Source organism: Clostridium sp. CX1, assembly GCF_025398335.1.
GTDB classification, from domain to species: Bacteria; Bacillota; Clostridia; order Clostridiales; family Clostridiaceae; genus Clostridium_AM; species Clostridium_AM tanneri.
Genome location: NZ_JAODOO010000022.1, coordinates 1 through 20283 on the forward strand (window position 1 = coordinate 1; position 20283 = coordinate 20283).

A 20283-nucleotide genomic window follows, 5' to 3' on the forward strand; every position below is an offset into this window, starting at 1 on the left:
TCAATTTATTGAGAAGATTCATTAAAGAATTGCTGGTTTATTCAAAAATAAGTTATCTTATCTTCACTCTGTTTAATTTTCAAGGATCATGTCGATTTAACTCGACTGCTTGTATATCTTATCATTTTCATCTTGCTTTGTCAATAAGATTTTTAATTTTTTTTATTTTCAATCTTTCTTGACAGCTTTTATATAGTATCACAAATATTTTTTAGTGTCAACAACACTTTTTTAAACATAACTAAACATTTGTAATACTTATTTGCCGCTCACCAAGCGACGAATGTTATTGTATCAGCTTTAGTTTCTTCAAATCTAGCCCCAATACCACTTCAACCTAAATTAAGTTGCTTTTTCTTTACTTTTCTTTATATTTCTTTATATTTTATATAGCGGTACGCCAGGACTAGTTTCTTATACTTTAGTTGTATTTCACCATATGAAGCAAGTTTAATATTGAAGTATTTAAATAATACACCAAAATGCCAATATCTTTTACAAAAATGAAACAGTGGCACTTTCATTACTCTAATTGCCTCAACTATAAACCTTACCCTACATTGTGTCGTTAAGGTTTTTCTCCTTAATATACTCTGCATAACTTATAATAGCTTTTCTTTCAATCTCAGTATATTCAGTAAGATCTAGAACAAACTCTTTTTCTAGCATTTTGTTCTTATTCTTTTGAAAGCTTTTAGTAATAAAATATGTGGAAATAGTACTTGTAAGAATACCTAAAAAACCAATTCCTGAAAACATTAGTAAGCAAGCAATAACCCTTCCAATTACAGTGGTTGGACTGATGTCCCCATACCCAACTGTAGTCACCGTAACAAAACTCCACCATAGAGCATCCCCAAAGCTATCAATAGACTGGCTAATACCTTTTTCTGCAAAGTATATCCCCACCGAACCTATCAGAGTTATCAAAATTGTAGCACATAATGAATAGATGAACCCATTAGTAAACAGGATGTCCTTTAGGTTATCAAATACTCTTAAGAAATAGGCAATAACTTTCAATAATTTAAAAATACTTCCTGATGGAGATGCTGTAAATAAATCAAAGGGAATAACTGCAATTAGATCAAAAATATTATATTTCCAATAATTTTTCTTTTCTTTAGATAACAAAAAACGAACAACTGAATCCGCTAGGAAGATAAAATAGATAACTTTATCAATAATATTTAGGTAATATCGTTGAGTTGTATCAATAGAATTGGTAAACTGAAGTAACACTACTACCATTGCTATAATAGCCATAATACCAGCACTTATATCATATGCTAACTCTATGTTTTTATTATTTGTAAATTCTAAATGCTTTATTTTTAACGCCCCCTTTTCGAGCATAAACCTTGCAAAAAGAAATTATGTATGTTGGACAAAGTCAATAATGAACAAATGCTTCCTATTAGCGCTAAAAACATATCCCACTGCGTATCCCACACATCCCCTTGTGTTCCTAAAAAAGCTTCTGCAGCAGTACCTGTAGCTTTTGCTACCCACCATTCTAATAATTCATAAGAAGCACTGATTGCTAAGCAAACAGATATAATTAAAAAGTTTAGCAGTTTTCCTTGTCTTAGGGGTGATTTACGTAATAGTATTTCTCTAATAATGATTGCAGGTATAAACCCCTGTACAAAATGGCCCAACCGATCATAGTAATTTCTAGAAAGGTGAAAAGTATCTCTTAACCAATTGAAGATAGGCATCTCTGCATAGGTGTAATGTCCACCAATAATTAAGATAATAGAATGTATCAATATGAGAATATAAGCTAGGTTGGTTAACCTAAACCTATTGTATGTTAGTAGTATTGTCACTAAACCTATAATTGCAGGGAGTACTTCTAAAAACCAAGTGAACAAGTCCTTAGGGTTAATTATTGACCAAACAAATACTGCAATAAAAATAAATAGCATTAGCATATGAAGCTTATCTACTTCATTTTTAGCTCCATCTAATTTCATTGTAATTCTCCTTACTATCATTAATTCTATTTCACATTCTATTATACTGCTTATAAATGGAGAGCATGTATATATTTCACAAACTAATTATACATACTCTCTCAAAGCTTTTACTCTTCTCTAACTAAATATAAAAGATTGTCCTCTACATTGTACATAAGTGGAGCTACTAAAACTTTAGGATATTTCATCCTTAGACGTACTGCTTCACTTAGTAAAAAATCAACTTCATCATCAATCTCAAACATAGGAGCAAAATTCATAAAATGTTCTTCTGCTCTCTTTTCATCCCATCCTGCATTTTCTACTAGACCGTTAACAAACTTATTTTTTTTGGACATCAAATTTACCATTCCACAGTTATTATGTCCTATCAACGCTATTGCCTTAACTCCACCAACTGAAACAGCATAAGATACTTTAAATTCACTAAAACGTAAGTTTCCACCACCAGTACGAAGAATATAAGCAAAATTACTTGGTATATTTAACTGTTTGCGGTTATCCATGCACATTCCTATTAATAATTCTGCAGAAGAATACTGACCATCTAACTGTCCTAAGTTGTGACTAAGCAGAAGTTTTTCTACAGGAGTGCCTATGTACTTTGAAAATATATCTTCTCTAGATGTAACCTTTATTAATTCCTTCATAATTTTTTACCAAAGTTAATAGACCTTGGTATACCTCCTTTGAATTTATTTTACATAATATTAGTTATTAATTATAACTTAAGAAAATTCTAAACACAATATTATCTTTTAAAGAATTTCCACTTTGTCTCCTCAGTAATAATTCCTAAGAAAATTATAATAGCCCCTACTATCATTCTTGTTGACATTTCTTCTCCTAAAAAGGATACTGCAAATATTCCTCCGAAGGCAGACTCTAAAGTAAAAATTAGTGCTGTGCTTGTAGATGAGATATACTGTTGAGCTATATTCTGAACTAAAAAGGGTATTACCGTAGTCATGATTACAAGATAAGTGGTTGCTTTTATCATCTTCCCATCTAATTTTATGCTATAAGACTCAAAAATTCCTGTAAGTAGAATAAAAAACACTGCCGTAATAGCAAACTGTATTATAGTTGAGATTATAGGATCAGACTCTTTACTAAAATACTCTATAGTAATCATGTGACAAGCAAAGGATATGGAACAAAGTATAGATATTCCGTCTCCTTTATTAATGCTAAAGCTGTTATCTAATGTAAGCAACCCAATCCCAATAGTCGCCACTGCCGCTCCAGTAAGTTCATATCTATCTAAAGGTCTTTTGTTTATAACCCACGCTAAAAATGGTACTAATATTACGTAAGCTCCAACTATAAAAGATTGCTTTGAAGCAGTTGTATATAATATTCCTATTACTAAAAATAGAAAAGCAAAAAATAAAAAAATCCCAATTATAGAACCTTGGCATATGTCTTTCTTGGTTATCTTCTTAAGTTTTTTAAAAAATATACAGCTCAATATCAATGTTGAAAACCCAAATCTTAAAGTCATCAGTTGAAAAGGCTTTATATCATTTAGCACATCCTTTACAATAGCATAACTTGTGCCCCAAAACATTGCCACTACTGCTAATGTTAAAGAAGCAACAAGTGCTTTTTTATTTTCTATCCTCATTTATATCCCCCTTCGATTTATAATTTGAAAATATGACGGCGTAACTTAGTAAGTATTTTCCTAAGTTACGTCGTCTTTTACTTATACTATAAACCTAGCTTTACTTCCTTCCTTAGCAGGAGTTATCTCCAACCGCACATCTATTCTTTCTTTTAACTCCTGAACATGTGATATGATCCCTACAAGTCTTCCCCCTTTTTGAAGATCTATAAGACACTGAATTGCATTATCTAAGGATTCGTTATCTAGTGTCCCAAAGCCTTCATCTACAAACATAGTATCTAAGCTTATTCCTCCAGCATAGGATTGAACTACATCTGCTAATCCGAGAGCTAAAGCTAGAGATGCTTTGAAGCTCTCTCCTCCAGACAATGTTCTAACATGGCGTGCCTTTCCAGTATAGTTATCAAATATCTCAAGCTCTAGACCTTCCTGCTTCTTTCCTTTCCCCTTTTCTTCCTTTCTGGCTAATATAAATCTTCCTGAACTCATCTTCCTTAGTCTTATGTTAGCAGCACTTATTATCTCATCAAAGTAGGCTGCTAGCACATATCTTTCAAAGGTTATTCTCTCGCTATTAAAACCATTAGCCATACTGGATAGTTCTCCAATAATCCTATACTCTTCTTCCTCTGCTGCTATAGTCTTGCTTATGTCCTCAATTTCCTTAAGAGACTTTTTGTTATTATTTATTCTGGCAAAAATCTTTTTTTCCTGCTCTTCTAACTGTTCCTGGTGGACTTTAATTCCATTTAAAGCCTCTTTCAAGGTCTCAATGACAACTTCCCTTAATTCTCCCGTTTCCTTCTTAGCTTTTTCAAGCATACCCTTTAAAGAATTTAAACTTTTATGATATTCTATTATATCCTTCTCTAAAAGCTTAATTTCTTCTTCAGTCATTCTAAATAAAACATATTGACTGTAATCTTCAAAACCAGAATCCTTAATCTTATTTCCTAACAATATTCTTTGTGTTTTAATTTCTGCAGTTTCTTCCTCTATATTCTTTCCCCTAGCTTCCTTATCTGCCTGTAAAGCAGCGTGTGCATTCTTAGAATCATTATAGTTATCTTGTGCCTTTTTATAAGAGTCTTCCAGCTCCTTTAAGCAGCTTTTGAGCTTATTAACTCTATCCGAAAGCTTAGCATAGGTTCTTATATCCTCAGGAATTTCCTCTTCGATATTCTTAATTAGCTCCTCTTCACCTTTTACCTGACCGTATAGTTCTGTTCGCTCCTTCTCTAAAACATCTGCTTCCTCTTCTAATTTCTTTATATCAGTTTCTAGGGCTTTTATTTTCACTTCTATAGTTTCCTTGTTTTTCACAAGTTCTGCTACTTTATCCTGCTTCTCTTTTAACTTAGTTAACTCTGCTGCAAGGATTTTTCCTTTTTCCGATAAGAAATTAAGTACTTTACTTTCTTCAATGTCTTTTATATTTTCATTTAAGGATTCTTCTATCTTAATTGTTAATTCTGATAAGCTTTCCTTTTGACTCTTTATCCTTTGTTTTAAAGAAATAAGCTCTTCGTACCTTTTTTCTCTATCTTTAACTTTTTCATCATATAATGCCTTCTCTCTTTTCAGTTCTTCTTCTGTAGGGACTCCATCAATATGTTCTGCTGGTGATGGATGTTCTATAGAACCACACACAGGACAAGGCTCTCCTTCTCTTAAACTTTTTGCTAAAAGTCCTGCTTGCCCTCTCCTAAAGTTATCTTCCATGAGCTCATATTTTGCTTTTATCTTTTGAAACTCTATCTCAAATTCATTAAATTCATCACTTTCCTTTTTATGAGAAAGCTGAAGAGTAAAATATTCCTTCCATTTACTATAAATAAACCTCATTTCCTTAATAAGATTCTCATTATTCTCAACTTCCTTATTAAGTTTTACCTCCTCTGCCTTCGCTTCCTGTGCTAGCCTTAGTGCCTCATTGGATTTTTGGAGACTAAATTTTTCACTGCCTATCTTTTCTCTACAGTTCTTTAATCCCTTTTCTTTATCTATAAGCTTTTTCTTAAGCTGTTCTTTTCTTATATTTTTTTCTTCATAACCTCTAACCTTTTCCTCATAATTATTTAAAGTAGTTATACTATCAGCAAGCTTCTTTCTTTCTGTATCCTTAGCCTCCTCTCTTTTCAGAGTTTCTCCCAATGATTTAACCTTCTCTTCTAGTTCTTTTACCTTTTCTTCTATATCCTTATGCTGGATAACTTTCTCTTTAATCTTATTTTCTCTTTCTACTAATAAATCCTCTACTAATTTTACCTCTAGGGCTTTTCTCCCCTTTTCTAAATTGTTTTGCTTTTTGTCATATTCTTCTTTCTTTAATAAAAGTTCATTATATTTATCATTAACTTCTTTCTTATCCTTGAGCTTTTTATTTATTTCTTCTCCTTTAACTATATCCTTTTGAAGCTTTTCCTGTTGTTCTTTTAAACTTTTTATCTCTTCAAAGAGCTTATCTTTCTTCTCTCTGTCCTTTTCTATAAGTTCCTTTGTAACCTGAATTATTTCAATTATATTTAAATTTTCCCCATTTATAAGCTTTAGCAAAGTTTCCTCTTCACTAGCATCAATATGCTTTACATGAGTATCTCTTTGAGTTTTAATACTTTCAATTTTTTTATATAGCTCTTTACTTTGTTTATCTAATTTGGACTGAATAAATGCAAAAGCTTCAGTTCCAAATATTTTTCTAAATATTAGTTCCCTCTCCTTACTTTCCGCATCTAGAAGCTTTCTAAATTCTCCCTGAGGTAGCATTACAATTTGTCTAAACTGATTTTTATTTATTCCTAGTAGTTCACTTATTTTAGCATCAACATTGCTGACTTTGGTTATAACTTCATTGTTGGGCATTACTAATTCTGCATCTGCATTTTTTATTAGGAAGCCTTCTCCTCTTGACTTTTTTCTTTCCTGTTGAGGATAGCGAGTTACCTTATACTCCTTGCCTCTAAGTAAAAATTTCAATTCTACAAAGGTAGAAGTTTCTGGTGAAGCAAAGTCACTTCTTAAACTATCTTTTTCTCTGGTTGTACCTGATGCTTCTCCAAAAAGAGCATAGCTTATACCATCGAAAATAGTAGTCTTTCCAGCTCCCGTAGGACCGGTTATTAAGAATATGCTTTTATCCTTCAGCTTTGTAAAATCGATTATTTCTACTGATGCATAAGGACCAAAGGCACTCATAGTTAACTTAAGTGGTTTCACCTTATTTCCCCTCTTTCTCTACCTCTTCTATAATCTTTTTCATGATATTTAACTTGTCTTCTGTCAGCTCTTTTCCTCCTATAGCTTTATAGAATTCTCCAAAGAGCTGAAGCTTAGCTTTCTCTCTGTATCCTTTGGATGCAGAAGTTCTACTTTCCTCTAGTTGTCCCAGTTCTTCTCTTCTTAATCCCATTATATTTGGATAAACTGCTCTTAATTTAGATATAGGATCTACTAATTCTCCCTCATCTGTAAGAATTGCATACACGTAATCTTCTACATTGCCTTGTTTATAAACTTCTGGATTTATCAGTTCATTTATTGGTCCCTTTATAATTCTCATATCCCTTCTAGGAGTTAATTCCCTTAGTTCTACAAAAACTTCTCCCTTTCCATTAATATTAACTACAGTTACACCTTTTTTGTGATCTCTTTCTGAAAAAGAGTACTTTAGCAAAGAACCGGAGTACCTAATTCTGTCACTTCCAACCTTCTGAGGTCTATGAAGGTGTCCAAGGGCTGTGTAGTTAAAGCAGTTAAAATATTCACCTCTTATTAAATCTGTACCACCAATACTCAGCGGTCTTTCTGACTCACTGGTCTGAAGTCCTGCTTTTTTATGTACATCTTCATTTTCGCTATCTAAAGCCTCGTCTTTCATGAAAGTAACATAGCCATGAGCTATCATTACACTTCTCTCATTTTCACTCATACTTTTCTTAACATTCTCTATAATCTTCTTCATGGAGTCATCATGGGTAGATATCTCTTCTTCCTGAAGAATGTACTTTATCTCTCTTGGATCTCCATAGGGAACTAAGTAGAAATTAACAGGACCTTCTTCATCCTCAATAACCACCTTTCTCACTTCCCTATCAACAACTCCAGCGATATGTAATCCATTTTTGGTTAAAATTTTACTTCCAAAGGATAACCTTTCTGCACTATCATGATTACCTGCTATAGCTAATATAGGCACTTTTAATTCCAGTAGAATTCTGCTGAATACTTTGTCTAAAAGTTTCACAGCTTCCACTGGCGGCATACTTCTATCGTACAAGTCTCCTGCTATAATCAAAGCACTAGGCTTTTCCTCCTGAATAACCTTTATAAGCTGCTCTAAAATAAACTGTTGTTCCTCTATCATACTAAATTCACTTACAATCTTTCCTATATGCCAATCACCGGTATGAATTATTTTCATATGGACATCACCTCAATTAATATAGTTTAAATAATAATGTAATCGTCATTACAATAATATGACTAAAGTTAATTATAAAGAAATTCTTAACAGATACAACAAAGGTCTCTTTTTTGCTAGGATTATTAATAAATAACTTTATATTTTTATTTACTGGAATTAAAGTAGTTAATACCAGTAGGCTAGCTACCGGAGCTATTTTCAATAACACCAATATAACAATATCTGCATACCCAACATAATACAATATTTTAAATAGCTTTAATGCATTCTCTCTTCCAATGTAGTATGGCAGAGTAAATCTTTTAATCTTTATATCCTCTTCCACATCACAAATATTGTTGGCAAGCATTATGTTTGCAATGCCAGTTACTAAAGGAATTGAAACTAAAAATATAAAAAGTATTTCTACTACATTAAGGCTTAGACTTAAAATATTATTTGTATACATTAAAGTAACTAATGCTGAATCATATATATGAATATAAATTGACAAAAATAGAATTATAAATCCCATAAAGAACCCTGAAAACACTTCTCCTAAGGGCATTCGTGAAATCGGAATAGGGCCAAAGGTGTATAGGATTCCTACTATAAAACAGATGACTCCAATTATCAAAAGTATTATATCTGTTTTCAGTGTCAGTAAAACTCCAAATATTACTGCAATAGTAAGCAGTGCGAATATTACAAAGCTAGCTGTTTTTTCCGGTATCCTCGCATTTATGATAATATTTTCACTTTTACAATTCTCTCTGATAAGTTCCTTTTCCTTTTTATAGTCAAAATAATTATTAATAGCTGTTGTTGCCATATCAAAGGTTAAAAGGGATATGAACATTATTATAAAGTTTTCAAACTTAAAGCTATTATAACGGTATAAAGCAAAAAGTGTTCCCAGAACAAAAGGAATTACACTTGCAAGTTTTGTTTGAATTTCAACTAGTTTTAGAAAGCTGCTTAATGTCATTTGTATTCCTCCAGTACAATTAGAATAATATTCTAGAAAACATACCTTTAATTTTAGTTCTTTAAAAGATAGATAAATTAAAACTAAAATAATCGTATTTTCACATACATTATACCCTTTCGTCATTTTTTTGCAAAGTTAAGACCGCTTGTATGACATTTAAAGGTATAACTAAACCTCCATAATTTAGCAAACTCATAACATATCTCTAAACTTTTATTGCCAAATTTATGATACCTCTTTTTATTATAATAAAAAGAGAAAATTGTTCTAAATAGTAATGTGATTAATACTCTAGTAAAAGGAAATTAATATTTTTGGAGAGAAAGATGAGTAGAAAAAAAGTAATAATAATAGGTGCTGGGATTGCTGGACTTTCAGCAGGCTGCTATCTTCAGATGAACGGTTATGAAACAGAAATCTTTGAGCTTCACGGCTCTCCTGGTGGTCTTTGTACTGGTTGGAGGCGACAGGGATATACCTTTGACGGATGCATTCATTGGCTTTGCGGCTCAAGTCCTAAAAATGAACTTCATACCATATGGGAAGAACTTCATGCTATTGATGAGAAAAATATAGTTAACCATGAAATCTTTATTCACACCGAACTAGAAAAAGGAAAAAGTTTTTCAGTTTACACCAACGTGGACAAATTACAGGAAGAAATGTTGAAGAATGCTCCTGAGGACAAAGAACTAATAGAAGAATTTATAGATGCAATTAACCTTTGCAAAAAATTTGATATGCCTGTTCTAAAGCCTCAAAATTTATTTACCTTATTCCACAATATGAAATTTTTGTTTAAGGATTTTCCACTAGTAAAACTTCTAAATAAGTGGATGAAAGTGTCCATAGGAGAATTCCAGAAAAAATTTAAAAGTCCTCTTCTAAATAAAAACTTCTGTAAATTATTTGGTATGTACGAAGAAATGCCAATTCTAGCTCTAGTTTATACCCTGGCGCTTTTTGATATTAATTCTGCTGGCTACCCTATAGGTGGGTCAATAGAATTTATAAAATCTATTAAAAACAGGTATTTAAGCCTAGGCGGCAAAATAAATTACAATTCAAAGGTTGAAAAGATACTTATTTCAAATAATTCTGCTAAGGGGGTTAGGCTAAATAGTGGTAAGGAAGCTTATTCAGATCTTGTAATTTCAGCAGCAGATGGTCACTATACCCTCTATAATATGCTTGATGACAAGTTTATAGATGAAGATATTGAAGGTTACTATAAAAGCTTTAAAACTTTCCCTTCTCTTCTTCAGGTATCTTTAGGTGTTGATAGACTATTTAAGGGAATACCTGATGCAGTTACTTATAATTTTAATTTTAGTGCTCCTATATACATTGATAATAAGAATACCATTAGTAGTCTAGGTCTGGTGATTTATAACTTTGACCCTACCATGGCACCTAAAGGCAAGACCTCTATAACTACTTTTATTGAAGCAGACTATAATTATTGGACTGAGCTAAGAAACTCTGATTTGGAAAAATATAAGGCTGAAAAAGAAAGAATTGCAGAAGAAGTAATTGATAGGATAGATAAACTATTTGGAGAAGTAAAGTCCAAAGTAGAAGTTTATGATGTAGCTACTCCTTATACCTACAAAAACCACACCAATAACTGGAAGGGAAGCTTTGAAGGTTGGATACCTACTATAGATAATCTAGATAAAACTCTTAAAAAGACTCTTCCAGGACTTAAAGATTTTTATATGATAGGTCAATGGGTCCAACCTGGAGGTGGTCTCCCTACTGGCGGTATGCACGGCAGACATATTGCACAGCAAATATGTAAAGAAGATAGACGAAGATTTAAAACATTAAGATAATAAAAATATCGGTGGAGAATTATCTTCCACCGATATTTTTATTTATTATAAATTTGTTAAAATACTTTTTCTCAAACTACTTATTAATATCAAAATCTACATCCATTAAGTCTATTACCTTTGTCTTATGCTTCATCTTATACCCTAGCCATAAAGCCAAGAATAGAGGTAGTCCTATATAGGAAGAAATTACTCCACTCCAATCTATCTTATCTGCTTGGAAGTAGCTAACACCCTGTCCCAAAATAACCACTGTACATAGTACTAATGCTATAATTGGGCCTAATGGGAATAGTTTTGCTGTATATTTTAATTTACCTAAATCACGGCCTTGAGCAACATATGCCTTACGGAAACGATAGTGACATAACGCTATACCTAACCATGCAACAAAGCCAGCAAGTCCTGAAGCTGCCACAAGCCATACATAAACTGTAGTCTCAGCATAAAGTCCTGTTAAGAAGCAAAGGGATGCTACAATTGTAGTTAATATCAATGAGTTTATTGGAACTCCTCTTGAGTTAACTTTTCCAAGCCATGCTGGTGCTTTACCATCCTTAGCCATTGCATACAACATTCTGCTTGAAGCGTACATTCCTGAATTTCCAGCAGATAAAACTGAAGTCAAGATAACTGCATTCATTAGTGATGCTGCTGCTGCGATACCAGCCTTTTGGAATACCATTGTGAAAGGACTTGTATCAACGCCCGCATCTGTGTAAGCTATTAATGCTCCTACAACAAAAATTGTTCCTAAATAAAATATTAAAATTCTCCAGAATATGGTATTTATGGCTTTAGGTATATTCTTCTCAGGATCTTCACTTTCTCCAGCAGCTATACCAACAAGTTCCGTTCCTTGGAATGAAAAACCTGCAATTAAGAATACCATAAATATTGATTTAGCACCTCCAACAAATGGTGCTTCTCCAACAGTAAAGTTTTTAAATCCTACTGCTTCACCACCAACTATTCCAAGAATTGTTGCGACTCCAACTATTAAAAATATAATAACAGTAATTACTTTAATACCAGCAAACCAGTATTCTGACTCTCCATATGCTCTTGCAGATAAAAGATTAAGTCCAACTATTAATACAAGGAATAAAACACTCCAGACCAAAGCTGGCACACCAGGTAACCAGTACTTCATAAGCAGCGCACCTGCCACCATCTCTGCTGCAACGGTAATCGCCCAGTTATACCAATAATTCCATCCCATAGCAAATCCAAAAGCTGGATCAACAAATCTTGAAGCATAAATTCCAAAAGAACCTGAGTCAGGCATGAAAGTTGCCATTTCTCCTAAACTAGTCATTAAGAAGTAAACCATAGCTCCTATACAAATATACGCCACCATAGCGCCCCCTGGACCAGCCTGGTTAATTGTAGCACCTAATGCTAAAAATATACCTGTTCCAATGGCTCCTCCCATGGCAATCATGTTAAGATGTCTTGCCTTTAAACTTCTTTTAAGTTCTTGTGAACCTATATTGTTTTGTTCTGCAACATTTTGCATTTTTCTTCCCCCTTATCGGTTTTATTTTTTCCGATAAGTGAATTAACTAAGATAAGCAATAAAAAATACCCCGAGCATTCACTCAGGGTATAAAAATGTGCATTTCTATGCAACACCTATTAATTCCACATTGAATGATAGCTCACCACAATTTACCTTGTGACAGTCTTGCATATGTTATATGCAAACCCAGCTATACAGCAGTAAAGCATATGCTGTATGCTTCGGCAAAGTTCCCTTTCAAACTGCTTCATCGTGCTTACCTCTACAGTTTTACTCTTAAACTCTGCGCCTCTACCTCAGTTATTCACTTATTATACTAATTATTATACATGAGAACTTATAATTAGTAAACAACTTTTTTATGTTTTTCAACTTCCAATAGTCTACATTTTTCCCTATTGATACTCAAACATTATATTACAGCTTATTTCCGCTAGTTGAGCTTCATATTCACATTCCTCATATAAAGCTTCTGCATCACCATATCCATTAAGAATATTCTCAAAATATAATATTATAACTTTTTTTATGTACTCAGCGTAGTGATATTCCTTCGACTCCTCACCTTTTTCTATAGCTTCAAAATAAAGATTTTTAAATCTCTTTGCCATCTTGCCCATCTCATCGGCTTTGTCATTGTTAAATGCTTGCTCTACTACTTCCTTCGCTTTACTTAATCTGTCTACCATCTTCCAATATCCTCCTATTTAAAATAAATTTATACTTCAAATGTATTTACATTTTGTCCATAGTGTATTAATATTATATCTGGTTTGTCCATAAAAGTTAATGTTTGCATTTACTTTTATATTACTATTAGATTATACTTTATATATGGAATTTAGGCCAACATACTCCAGTATAGGAGCCATATTATAAGTTTAAAATACTATTATCTCACTAATAAAGGAGTGCTACAAATGAAGACATTTCAAGCTCTTATTAATGAAACTTTACAAGTTACAGATTTAGAAGAATTAGAAGCAGCAGCAGATTTATTTCAATTTGGTATCGAAAAAGGTCATTATAATAAAAGGCAGGCAGATGAATTTAATAATACCTATTGGAAGATGAAAAATATATGTTTAGCTTATGAAGTAGGCAAGGAAATAAAAGCTAATAAATTAGATATTATTACTATTGTAACTAATGCTCCATCTGAAATAAAAGACAATAAAAATGAACTTGTTAACTATGTAAATGGCCGTATAAAAGCCCTTAAGGGTAAAATTAAAGGAATCAAATAATTTTTCTGTTGTTGTTCCTTGAAAAAGAGTGGCTAACCTGCTAAATTTAGTAGGTTAACCACTCTTTTTTAAGTACATGGCCTTTGTGTCTTATATAAACTCCACCTTTTGTTTCTTCAATTACATTTCACTTTGTAACACTACAGCAAAAAAAAGCATATAAGATAATATACCCCAAGTTTATAATTGTGGAGTGATTATAATTGAATGAGGAAATGGAATACTTTAATTATCTAAATTCCTTAAAAAGAAAGGAAATTAAAAATAAATTTAGTTTTCTTGGAGAAGGGATAAGCAGAAGAGTCTATGATTTAAATAATGGACTAGTTTTAAAATTAGCAAAAGGCAGGGAAGGACATTATCAAAATCAAGTTGAGCATTTCGTTTATACTCATGCAGATTTAAACCAAAAAAAGTATTTATGTCCGATTTTATTCTTTACACCAAGAATGATAGTAATGAAAAAGGCTGAACCGTTGACAAGCAAAATTAAAGCTAAATACTTAAACCTAAAAACAATTAGACCGGAAGAGTCTGCTTTTGAAGACATTAATAATTTAGCTAAGAGATTTTTGCTGTTATATGAAGATATCGTGTCTCCAACTTCCTGGGGCAGCCTAAACGAAAAAAATGTTTTGATAGATTATGGTTGTACCTGCGAAGAAGGCGATAAATATTATCATCTAATATTTCGAATAAATAGATTGACGGATTTAGGACTCTAGCCCAAAAGGCTTAGTCCTTTTTTTATAAAATACTGTCTTCTGTTAAAAACTCTTTTATGACCTCATCTGCTCTACAAGCCTTTGTTGTATTCCCCTAACCATACTTGCTGATATTTTTCCTGGAAGTAACTTAGAGAGAATTATTGCTATCTTATTAATATTTCCAGGAATGATGAGTTTTTTATTCCTATTTAATCCCTCATAAGCAATTTTAGCAACCTGCTTTGCATCCATAGCACTTTTTATATCAGCTTTACCGGCTCTATGAGAAAATTCCGTTTTAGTGGCACCTGGACAAACAGTAGATACCTTAATTCCAAAATCTTTTAATTCGTTTGTAATAGCCTCCGAAAAGGATAGAACATAAGCCTTTGTTGCATAATACACTGCAATATACGGCCCCGGCTGGTATGCTCCTGTAGATGCTATATTGAGTATTTTTCCTTTTCTTCTTTCAATCATGCTTCTTGATATTAGTTTAGTTAAAATAGTAAGAGATGTAATGTTTAAATGTATTATTTCAACATCTTTTTGATAATCTGTCTCATGAAATAAACCACAGCTTCCAGCTCCGGCGTTATTCACTAGCACATCAATCTCAATACTGTTATCTATTAGTTCATCATATATCTCTTCTGCAGAGCCTATTATAGATAAATCTTTTCCTATAATTTTAACCTTTGTATGAAAACTTTTGTATAACTGATCAGCAACTAATTTTAATCTTTCCAGGTTTCTAGCTACAAGTACAAGATTATATCCATCCTCTGCAAATAGCTTTGCTAATTCATATCCAATACCAGTTGATGCTCCGGTAATTAGTACTGTCTTTCTTTTATAATTATTATTCAAAGTTATCACTCCAAAATTAAAAATTTAATTCAGTATTTTTATAGCACATAGATTTCTTTAAGTTACACAAGCTATTCTATAAATACATTATAATTTAAATTCACAAATATATACAAAAGGTGGTGACGCTATGATAAATGAAGAACTGCTTAATGTTGTAAAGGTACAGGAAACTTACAGCAAAAATGAAGCAAATGACTTTCTATCAAAAGGATGGAAACTTATAAATGTATATACTAGTACCTTTTCCTTCGAACCAAGTGATCAAGTTAACGTATACGTATTGGGAAAACCTGATGATAGATAGGTTTATATATGAAGAACCGCACCTAATTAGGTACGGTTCTGTTTAAAAGTTATTTCTTTGGTTTAACTAGAAATCTACAGCAATCATCTCCACAGGTTTTGCAAAGGGGTCTTTCGAATTCAGCATTAAATCCCTCATATAATACATCATCTATTTCACAATATATAGAACCAATATTTTCAGCACCTAGTTCTTTCCACATATCATGCATTGGGCAGTAAGTTATGTCATCAGGATTTTCTGGATCTCTTTCCCAAGATATGCCTGGCATATCTCTTACTTTCAAATAAGTATCTAGATTTATTGGCAATCCTTTTTCTCTAGCTTCCTCATACATAGACTCTAATCTAGCTTTTCCAAACTTAGTTACGGAAGCTCTTATAGCCTCTTCTCCTTTTTCTTTACCTAACCTGTCAATCATTTCTTCAGCCATAAAGTAATAAAGTTCCGCCATAAGCTTAGCCATTCTTTCTACTGGGTTATCTGTACTTCTTATTTTGCTCATATTTATACCTCCATTTGAAACTATTCTGCTTTTTTGCCTACCTCTTCCATACGAACTTTTCCAGCTTCCACAGCATTCATTACAGTTCCCCTAAAACCACCCTGTTCCAAGGCTCTAACTCCTGCAATAGTAGCCCCTCCTGGAGAGCACACCTTATCCTTTAATAGTCCTGGATGATCTCCAGAATCTAATACCATTTTAGCCGCTCCCATTACAGTCTGAGCCGCTAAAGTTTGAGCCATTTCACGGGTAAGACCCATTTCAACACCACCATCAGCCATAGCTTCAATAAACATGTATACATAAGCTGGTCCACATCCGCTTACAGATGTAATTGGATCAATTAAGTTTTCTGGTACTAGGTAAGCTACTCCTAATGCCTTAAATATCTGTAATGCAAGATCTCCATGTTGTTTTTTTGCATTTTTTCCAAGAGCCAAACCTGATGCCCCTACGTTAACAAGCATTGGCGTATTAGGAATAACCCTAACAACAGGGATATCTTTAAGGTAAGTCTCCATAGCAGCAGTCCTTGCTCCTCCAACTATAGAAATTACCACTTGTTCTTCTCTCCATGGACAATCCTTGATACTTTCTAAGACTTCCTTAAGTACTTGAGGTTTTATTGCCAGTATAATAACATCACAATTTTTCACCAAATCAATATATCCTTGTTCTCTATTACTAGTTCCATGAGTAATGTTCAATTGTTCTTTTAAATACTTTATCCTTGAATCTAAAATATCCATCACGTATATTTCTTCGGCACTACATAATCCTGAATTTATCATTCCTTTAATGATAGCCTCTCCCATTTGTCCGCCACCAATAAAACCAACCTTTTTACCCAACCTTTCCATGCTTATGTACCTCCTTAATAATCAATTCTAAAAGCTATTATATAATATATTTAGAATTTTGTATAATTATTTTTCTAGTTATACAACGCTCCAATTTCTTAAATATTTTAGTACTGCAATAATTATATTCATATGGAATAATTTTAATTATTATGCTTACAATAATTTATACATGCAATATTTTATAATAATCATATTTCAAACATCATTTTTAAAAACTACTACAAAGAAGGTGAATTAATGAAAAAATTGTTATATATTACAGTTAACTCAAAACCTGAGGAAATATCTACTAGTAAAAAAGTAGGAAGAGAATTTGTTATCCGTTTCTTATCTAAGAATCCCGAATATCGCATGGAGGAACTTGATCTTTATAATGAAGATATTCCTGAGATAAACCACAGAATATTTACCGGTAGAGGAGAGCCTGTATCAGGTAATGCTTATGATTCCTTATTAACAGGAGAGAAAAAATCAGTGAAAAGAATTATTGAGCTATGCGACCAATTTTTAAGTGCAGATACCTATGTAATTGCTGCACCAATGTGGAGCTCAAGCTTTCCTGCAAGACTTAAGAGATATGTAGATTGCATAATAATTAATAATAAAACAATAAAGATATATGAGCATAATGTAAAAGGTCTCCTAGACGATAAAGAAAGAGCTATGATTTACATCCAGTCTTCTGGAGGAGTTTATCCAAAGCTTTTCAATGGAATACTTAACCATGGAGTAGATTATTTTCAAGATATATTCAAATTTTTAGGTGTCAGCAATTTTGAAAAAATACTTGTACAAGGAGTGGATGACCCTTCTGTTGGCAAAGATAAAGCAATTGCAAAAGCCTACAAAGATATAGATAGCATAGTAAAGAAACTGTCTCAAAGTTCTTTACTTCATATATAAATAAAAAGCGCCAAGCCTTTGCGAAGCTACTGAAAAACCTCTGCTTTTCAATAGCCTCGCCTTTGCCTGACGTTTTTTGTTTATCTGTATAGCAGACTATTACCCTTTTACGCTACACCCTTGTGTCAATGTGATTACCTAAGTTAGGACTAGCTGCTTTTTCTAACATTTCTGTCATAGCTGCAGCAGTTTCTTTACCTGAATTCATCGCAAGCTTCATTACTGAAAGACTAGCCTGTTCCATAACTTTACTTTGATTCATAACTACTGATAATCCTGCAATATCCATGTTAACACTTCCCTTCTTTTCACAAAATATCATGCATATATAATTTATTATCGTGCTTTGGCAAACTTTCTTAAACTTTCTAAAGTTTATGCATTAGTAAGCTGTCAGCTTCTCTGATATATTCGGTTAATACTTTTGCAGATTGGGCAAGCTGTTTTAATTCTTCATTATCTAAGTTTATAATCCCAATCTCACTAACTCCCTTCTTATGAAGAAAAGATGGTAAACTTAAAAATACCTTTTTTATATCATACTCTCCAGTTAACAGTGTGGAAATAGGAAGCATATCTTCTGAAAAACCAAGAATATTTTCTATAATTTTTACAACGGAACTAGATATTGCATAGCAGCTGTGTTCATTTCCAAGTCTTATATTCCACCCTGCCCTTTTGGTTTCTTCTAAAATCTCTTCTCTGCCTTTATAATCTAAAATAAGCTTTCTTGTGCTCAGGTATTGCTGTAAATCTATTCCTAAATACCTTGTTCGGCTCCATACCGGCACCATAGAATCTCCATGTTCCCCAATGATTTCTGCCTGGATTTTTGATGCCTTAATTCCAAATCTTTCACTTAGTATATACTTGAATCTTAATGTATCTAAAAGTGTACCAGAACCTATTATTCTTGAATGTGGAAATCCTGAAAGTTTATATGCAACATAAGCCATGATATCCACAGGATTTGTCACTACTATGATAACTGACTCAGGGCTATACTTAACTAATTTAGGGATAATATCTTTATACATATTTATATTATTCTCTAGCACGTCCATTCTTGTGCCATCCTTCTTTGGAAGCGCTCCCCCAGCTATAATAACAATATCTGAATTAAAAGAGTCCTCAAAATCCCCACTCCTAATATCTGTTTCTGTTGTACAAGTCCTGCAATGAGCTAGGTCTAAAGCCTTTACTCTAGCCCTTCCTTCAGTTCTATTTATCAAGATTATTTCCCTGGCAAGCCCTTTTAACATAAGTGTATAAGCAACTGTAGAACCAATAGTACCTGCCCCAATAATTGTGATTTTATTTCCCTCCCTAATCATAGTTTCCCCTCCAAAATTCTTAATTAGACAAACATCCTTGAAACTCAGGTTTCTTATAAAAATTTCTTTAATAGTTAATATCCATATAAATTAATTATAATACATCTTCCTTAAAAATCCAAAAAGACACTAGATATTTAATCTTAGTGCCTTTTTCTATCTTCTGTTTCTAATTTAGTAATTTTTTTATATTTTGTTTGACTTTATAATATTTTCTATATCATTAAGCATTAAATTAGCAGATCTTACTCCTCCAGAAGTATTCCATATCGCATCATCTACAAGATATACTTTTCCACTTTTAGCCACCCCCAAATTCTGGAACATAGGGTCTTGTATCCATTCTTTCTCTCTTGCAGCTCCTTCACCATTTCCAGTTTCGTATGTATAGTAAAACATTACATCTCCATCTGCTTCTTTTAATCTTTCTTTTCCAATTTCTATAGTAAATTCATCGCTTCTCTGATTTTCTGGTCTAGCAAAACCTATTTGTTTAAATATATTTCCTGCAAAGGTATCTCCTAAGTAAACTCTAGTCTTTCCTGGCATAAATCTTACTAAAGACACTTCTGTTTTAAGCTTCTCTCCTGCAAGCTTTGCAATGTCTTTAGCCCTATTATCGAATTTCCCAATTATCTCTTTTCCTTCATTCTCTTTGTTCAGTACTTTTGCATAGAATTCAAAATTAGTTTTCCACTCTCCTCTAAGAGTATCTGAATATACTGTTGGTGCTATTTGAGATAATTGATTATAGATTTTCTCATGTCTCATTTTATTTCCAATAATTAAATCTGGCTTTAATGCTGCCACTGCTTCTATATTAATCTGACTTTCAAAACCTAAGTTTTGAACTCCTTCCATATCCTTCTCAATGTGCTTGTACCAAGGCTTTCCTGTCCATGATTGAGCTGCTCCAATAGGTTTTACCCCTAATTCAAGCAATGCCTCTGTCCCTTCATTAGTAAGTATTACTATTCTTTTAGGCTCATCTATAATTTCTGTTTTTCCCATAGCATGTTCTATAACCCTTGATGCTTTATCAGATGTTTCCTGTGGTTTTTCTGAGCTTTTACTTCCTGCACAAGCAGTAAGTGAAAAAGCTATAACTAAAACACCTAATGACTTTGAAAATTTTTTAAACTTCATGCTAACACTCCTCTACATTTTTTTTACATTTTAGATATT

Annotated in this window: 20 protein-coding genes and 1 riboswitch; of the genes, 5 read left to right on the top strand and 15 right to left on the bottom strand. The window is 32.7% G+C overall.

The genetic code is table 11. The features are described from left to right. Positions 1–555 precede the first annotated feature (555 nt). The 7 genes from N4T77_RS18075 to menA form a co-directional block, all read right to left on the bottom strand. Positions 556–1356, bottom strand: a complete 801-nt coding sequence (locus tag N4T77_RS18075) for a potassium channel family protein (protein WP_261673261.1) — start codon at positions 1354–1356, stop codon at positions 556–558. Further along, a complete protein-coding gene (locus tag N4T77_RS18080) occupies positions 1335–1979 on the bottom strand; it encodes a DUF2238 domain-containing protein (RefSeq protein WP_261673262.1) in 645 nt (214 codons plus the stop codon). Before N4T77_RS18080 ends, N4T77_RS18075 begins: the two co-directional genes overlap by 22 nt. Positions 1980–2089: 110 nt before the next feature. Then, positions 2090–2632, bottom strand: coding sequence for a carbonic anhydrase (locus N4T77_RS18085; RefSeq protein ID WP_261673263.1), 543 nt, complete (start codon positions 2630–2632; stop codon positions 2090–2092). A gap of 101 nt (positions 2633–2733) precedes the next feature. After that, positions 2734–3609, bottom strand: coding sequence for a DMT family transporter (locus N4T77_RS18090; protein ID WP_261673264.1), 876 nt, complete (start codon positions 3607–3609; stop codon positions 2734–2736). A gap of 81 nt (positions 3610–3690) precedes the next feature. Then, complete coding sequence (locus tag N4T77_RS18095) at positions 3691–6828, bottom strand: AAA family ATPase (protein WP_261673265.1); 3138 nt, start codon at positions 6826–6828, stop codon at positions 3691–3693. A 1-nt stretch (position 6829) separates the two neighbouring features. After that, positions 6830–8032: an exonuclease SbcCD subunit D gene (locus N4T77_RS18100; RefSeq protein ID WP_261673266.1), complete on the bottom strand. Its 1203-nt coding sequence runs from the start codon at positions 8030–8032 to the stop codon at positions 6830–6832. Between the two features lie 16 nt (positions 8033–8048). Next, complete coding sequence (menA, locus tag N4T77_RS18105) at positions 8049–9002, bottom strand: 1,4-dihydroxy-2-naphthoate polyprenyltransferase (RefSeq protein WP_261673267.1); 954 nt, start codon at positions 9000–9002, stop codon at positions 8049–8051. Positions 9003–9331: 329 nt separating this feature from the next. Here menA and N4T77_RS18110 point away from each other — a divergent pair, with 329 nt between their 5' ends. Beyond that, positions 9332–10840 (top strand): NAD(P)/FAD-dependent oxidoreductase, encoded by a 1509-nt coding sequence (locus tag N4T77_RS18110; protein WP_261673268.1) that lies wholly within the window; start codon positions 9332–9334, stop codon positions 10838–10840. 76 nt (positions 10841–10916) lie between these two features. Here the strand turns inward: N4T77_RS18110 and N4T77_RS18115 are convergent, their stop codons facing one another. Both N4T77_RS18115 and N4T77_RS18120 read right to left on the bottom strand, forming a co-directional pair. Beyond that, positions 10917–12359: an amino acid permease gene (locus N4T77_RS18115; RefSeq protein WP_261673269.1), complete on the bottom strand. Its 1443-nt coding sequence runs from the start codon at positions 12357–12359 to the stop codon at positions 10917–10919. Between the two features lie 130 nt (positions 12360–12489). Next, positions 12490–12664, bottom strand: a riboswitch (Lysine riboswitch). 93 nt (positions 12665–12757) lie between these two features. Beyond that, positions 12758–13051, bottom strand: coding sequence for a hypothetical protein (locus N4T77_RS18120; RefSeq protein WP_261673270.1), 294 nt, complete (start codon positions 13049–13051; stop codon positions 12758–12760). Positions 13052–13282: 231 nt separating this feature from the next. Here N4T77_RS18120 and N4T77_RS18125 point away from each other — a divergent pair, with 231 nt between their 5' ends. Together N4T77_RS18125 and N4T77_RS18130 are read left to right on the top strand one after the other, a co-directional pair. After that, the gene (locus N4T77_RS18125) at positions 13283–13609 is read left to right on the top strand and encodes a hypothetical protein (protein ID WP_261673271.1); all 327 of its coding nucleotides are present in this window, start codon (positions 13283–13285) and stop codon (positions 13607–13609) included. 203 nt (positions 13610–13812) lie between these two features. Further along, complete coding sequence (locus tag N4T77_RS18130; protein WP_261673272.1) at positions 13813–14334, top strand: hypothetical protein; 522 nt, start codon at positions 13813–13815, stop codon at positions 14332–14334. 54 nt (positions 14335–14388) lie between these two features. On the opposite strand, the gene N4T77_RS18135 is transcribed toward N4T77_RS18130, so the two are convergent. Next, positions 14389–15192 carry an SDR family oxidoreductase gene (locus tag N4T77_RS18135; RefSeq protein WP_261673298.1) on the bottom strand — a complete coding sequence of 268 codons (804 nt, stop codon included), beginning with the start codon at positions 15190–15192 and terminating at the stop codon, positions 14389–14391. Between the two features lie 124 nt (positions 15193–15316). Here N4T77_RS18135 and N4T77_RS18140 point away from each other — a divergent pair, with 124 nt between their 5' ends. After that, a complete protein-coding gene (locus tag N4T77_RS18140) occupies positions 15317–15493 on the top strand; it encodes a hypothetical protein (protein WP_261673273.1) in 177 nt (58 codons plus the stop codon). 49 nt (positions 15494–15542) lie between these two features. Here the strand turns inward: N4T77_RS18140 and N4T77_RS18145 are convergent, their stop codons facing one another. Both N4T77_RS18145 and proC read right to left on the bottom strand, forming a co-directional pair. Further along, the gene (locus N4T77_RS18145; RefSeq protein WP_261673274.1) at positions 15543–15998 is read right to left on the bottom strand and encodes an L-2-amino-thiazoline-4-carboxylic acid hydrolase; all 456 of its coding nucleotides are present in this window, start codon (positions 15996–15998) and stop codon (positions 15543–15545) included. Between the two features lie 20 nt (positions 15999–16018). Continuing rightward, positions 16019–16858, bottom strand: a complete 840-nt coding sequence (gene proC / locus N4T77_RS18150) for a pyrroline-5-carboxylate reductase (protein ID WP_261673275.1) — start codon at positions 16856–16858, stop codon at positions 16019–16021. 240 nt (positions 16859–17098) lie between these two features. Here proC and N4T77_RS18155 point away from each other — a divergent pair, with 240 nt between their 5' ends. After that, a complete protein-coding gene (locus N4T77_RS18155) occupies positions 17099–17764 on the top strand; it encodes an FMN-dependent NADH-azoreductase (protein ID WP_261673276.1) in 666 nt (221 codons plus the stop codon). Between the two features lie 112 nt (positions 17765–17876). On the opposite strand, the gene N4T77_RS18160 is transcribed toward N4T77_RS18155, so the two are convergent. From N4T77_RS18160 to N4T77_RS18170, 3 genes are all read right to left on the bottom strand, one after another. Beyond that, positions 17877–18053, bottom strand: coding sequence for a YjfB family protein (locus N4T77_RS18160; RefSeq protein WP_261673277.1), 177 nt, complete (start codon positions 18051–18053; stop codon positions 17877–17879). Positions 18054–18132: 79 nt separating this feature from the next. Next, complete coding sequence (locus tag N4T77_RS18165; protein WP_261673278.1) at positions 18133–19098, bottom strand: malate dehydrogenase; 966 nt, start codon at positions 19096–19098, stop codon at positions 18133–18135. Between the two features lie 186 nt (positions 19099–19284). After that, the gene (locus N4T77_RS18170) at positions 19285–20244 is read right to left on the bottom strand and encodes an ABC transporter substrate-binding protein (protein ID WP_261673279.1); all 960 of its coding nucleotides are present in this window, start codon (positions 20242–20244) and stop codon (positions 19285–19287) included. Positions 20245–20283: the final 39 nt, after the last annotated feature.

Bases quoted from the DNA above. Each gene is read 5' to 3' on its own strand.
- N4T77_RS18075 (WP_261673261.1), bottom strand. From the start codon at position 1,356: ATGCTCGAAAAGGGGGCGTTAAAAATAAAGCATTTAGAATTTACAAAT.
- N4T77_RS18080 (WP_261673262.1), bottom strand. From the start codon at position 1,979: ATGAAATTAGATGGAGCTAAAAATGAAGTAGATAAGCTTCATATGCTA.
- N4T77_RS18085 (WP_261673263.1), bottom strand. From the start codon at position 2,632: ATGAAGGAATTAATAAAGGTTACATCTAGAGAAGATATATTTTCAAAG.
- N4T77_RS18090 (WP_261673264.1), bottom strand. From the start codon at position 3,609: ATGAGGATAGAAAATAAAAAAGCACTTGTTGCTTCTTTAACATTAGCA.
- N4T77_RS18100 (WP_261673266.1), bottom strand. From the start codon at position 8,032: ATGAAAATAATTCATACCGGTGATTGGCATATAGGAAAGATTGTAAGT.
- menA (WP_261673267.1), bottom strand. From the start codon at position 9,002: ATGACATTAAGCAGCTTTCTAAAACTAGTTGAAATTCAAACAAAACTT.
- N4T77_RS18110 (WP_261673268.1), top strand. From the start codon at position 9,332: ATGAGTAGAAAAAAAGTAATAATAATAGGTGCTGGGATTGCTGGACTT.
- N4T77_RS18115 (WP_261673269.1), bottom strand. From the start codon at position 12,359: ATGCAAAATGTTGCAGAACAAAACAATATAGGTTCACAAGAACTTAAA.
- N4T77_RS18120 (WP_261673270.1), bottom strand. From the start codon at position 13,051: ATGGTAGACAGATTAAGTAAAGCGAAGGAAGTAGTAGAGCAAGCATTT.
- N4T77_RS18125 (WP_261673271.1), top strand. From the start codon at position 13,283: ATGAAGACATTTCAAGCTCTTATTAATGAAACTTTACAAGTTACAGAT.
- N4T77_RS18140 (WP_261673273.1), top strand. From the start codon at position 15,317: ATGATAAATGAAGAACTGCTTAATGTTGTAAAGGTACAGGAAACTTAC.
- N4T77_RS18145 (WP_261673274.1), bottom strand. From the start codon at position 15,998: ATGAGCAAAATAAGAAGTACAGATAACCCAGTAGAAAGAATGGCTAAG.
- proC (WP_261673275.1), bottom strand. From the start codon at position 16,858: ATGGAAAGGTTGGGTAAAAAGGTTGGTTTTATTGGTGGCGGACAAATG.
- N4T77_RS18155 (WP_261673276.1), top strand. From the start codon at position 17,099: ATGAAAAAATTGTTATATATTACAGTTAACTCAAAACCTGAGGAAATA.
- N4T77_RS18160 (WP_261673277.1), bottom strand. From the start codon at position 18,053: ATGGATATTGCAGGATTATCAGTAGTTATGAATCAAAGTAAAGTTATG.
- N4T77_RS18165 (WP_261673278.1), bottom strand. From the start codon at position 19,098: ATGATTAGGGAGGGAAATAAAATCACAATTATTGGGGCAGGTACTATT.
- N4T77_RS18170 (WP_261673279.1), bottom strand. From the start codon at position 20,244: ATGAAGTTTAAAAAATTTTCAAAGTCATTAGGTGTTTTAGTTATAGCT.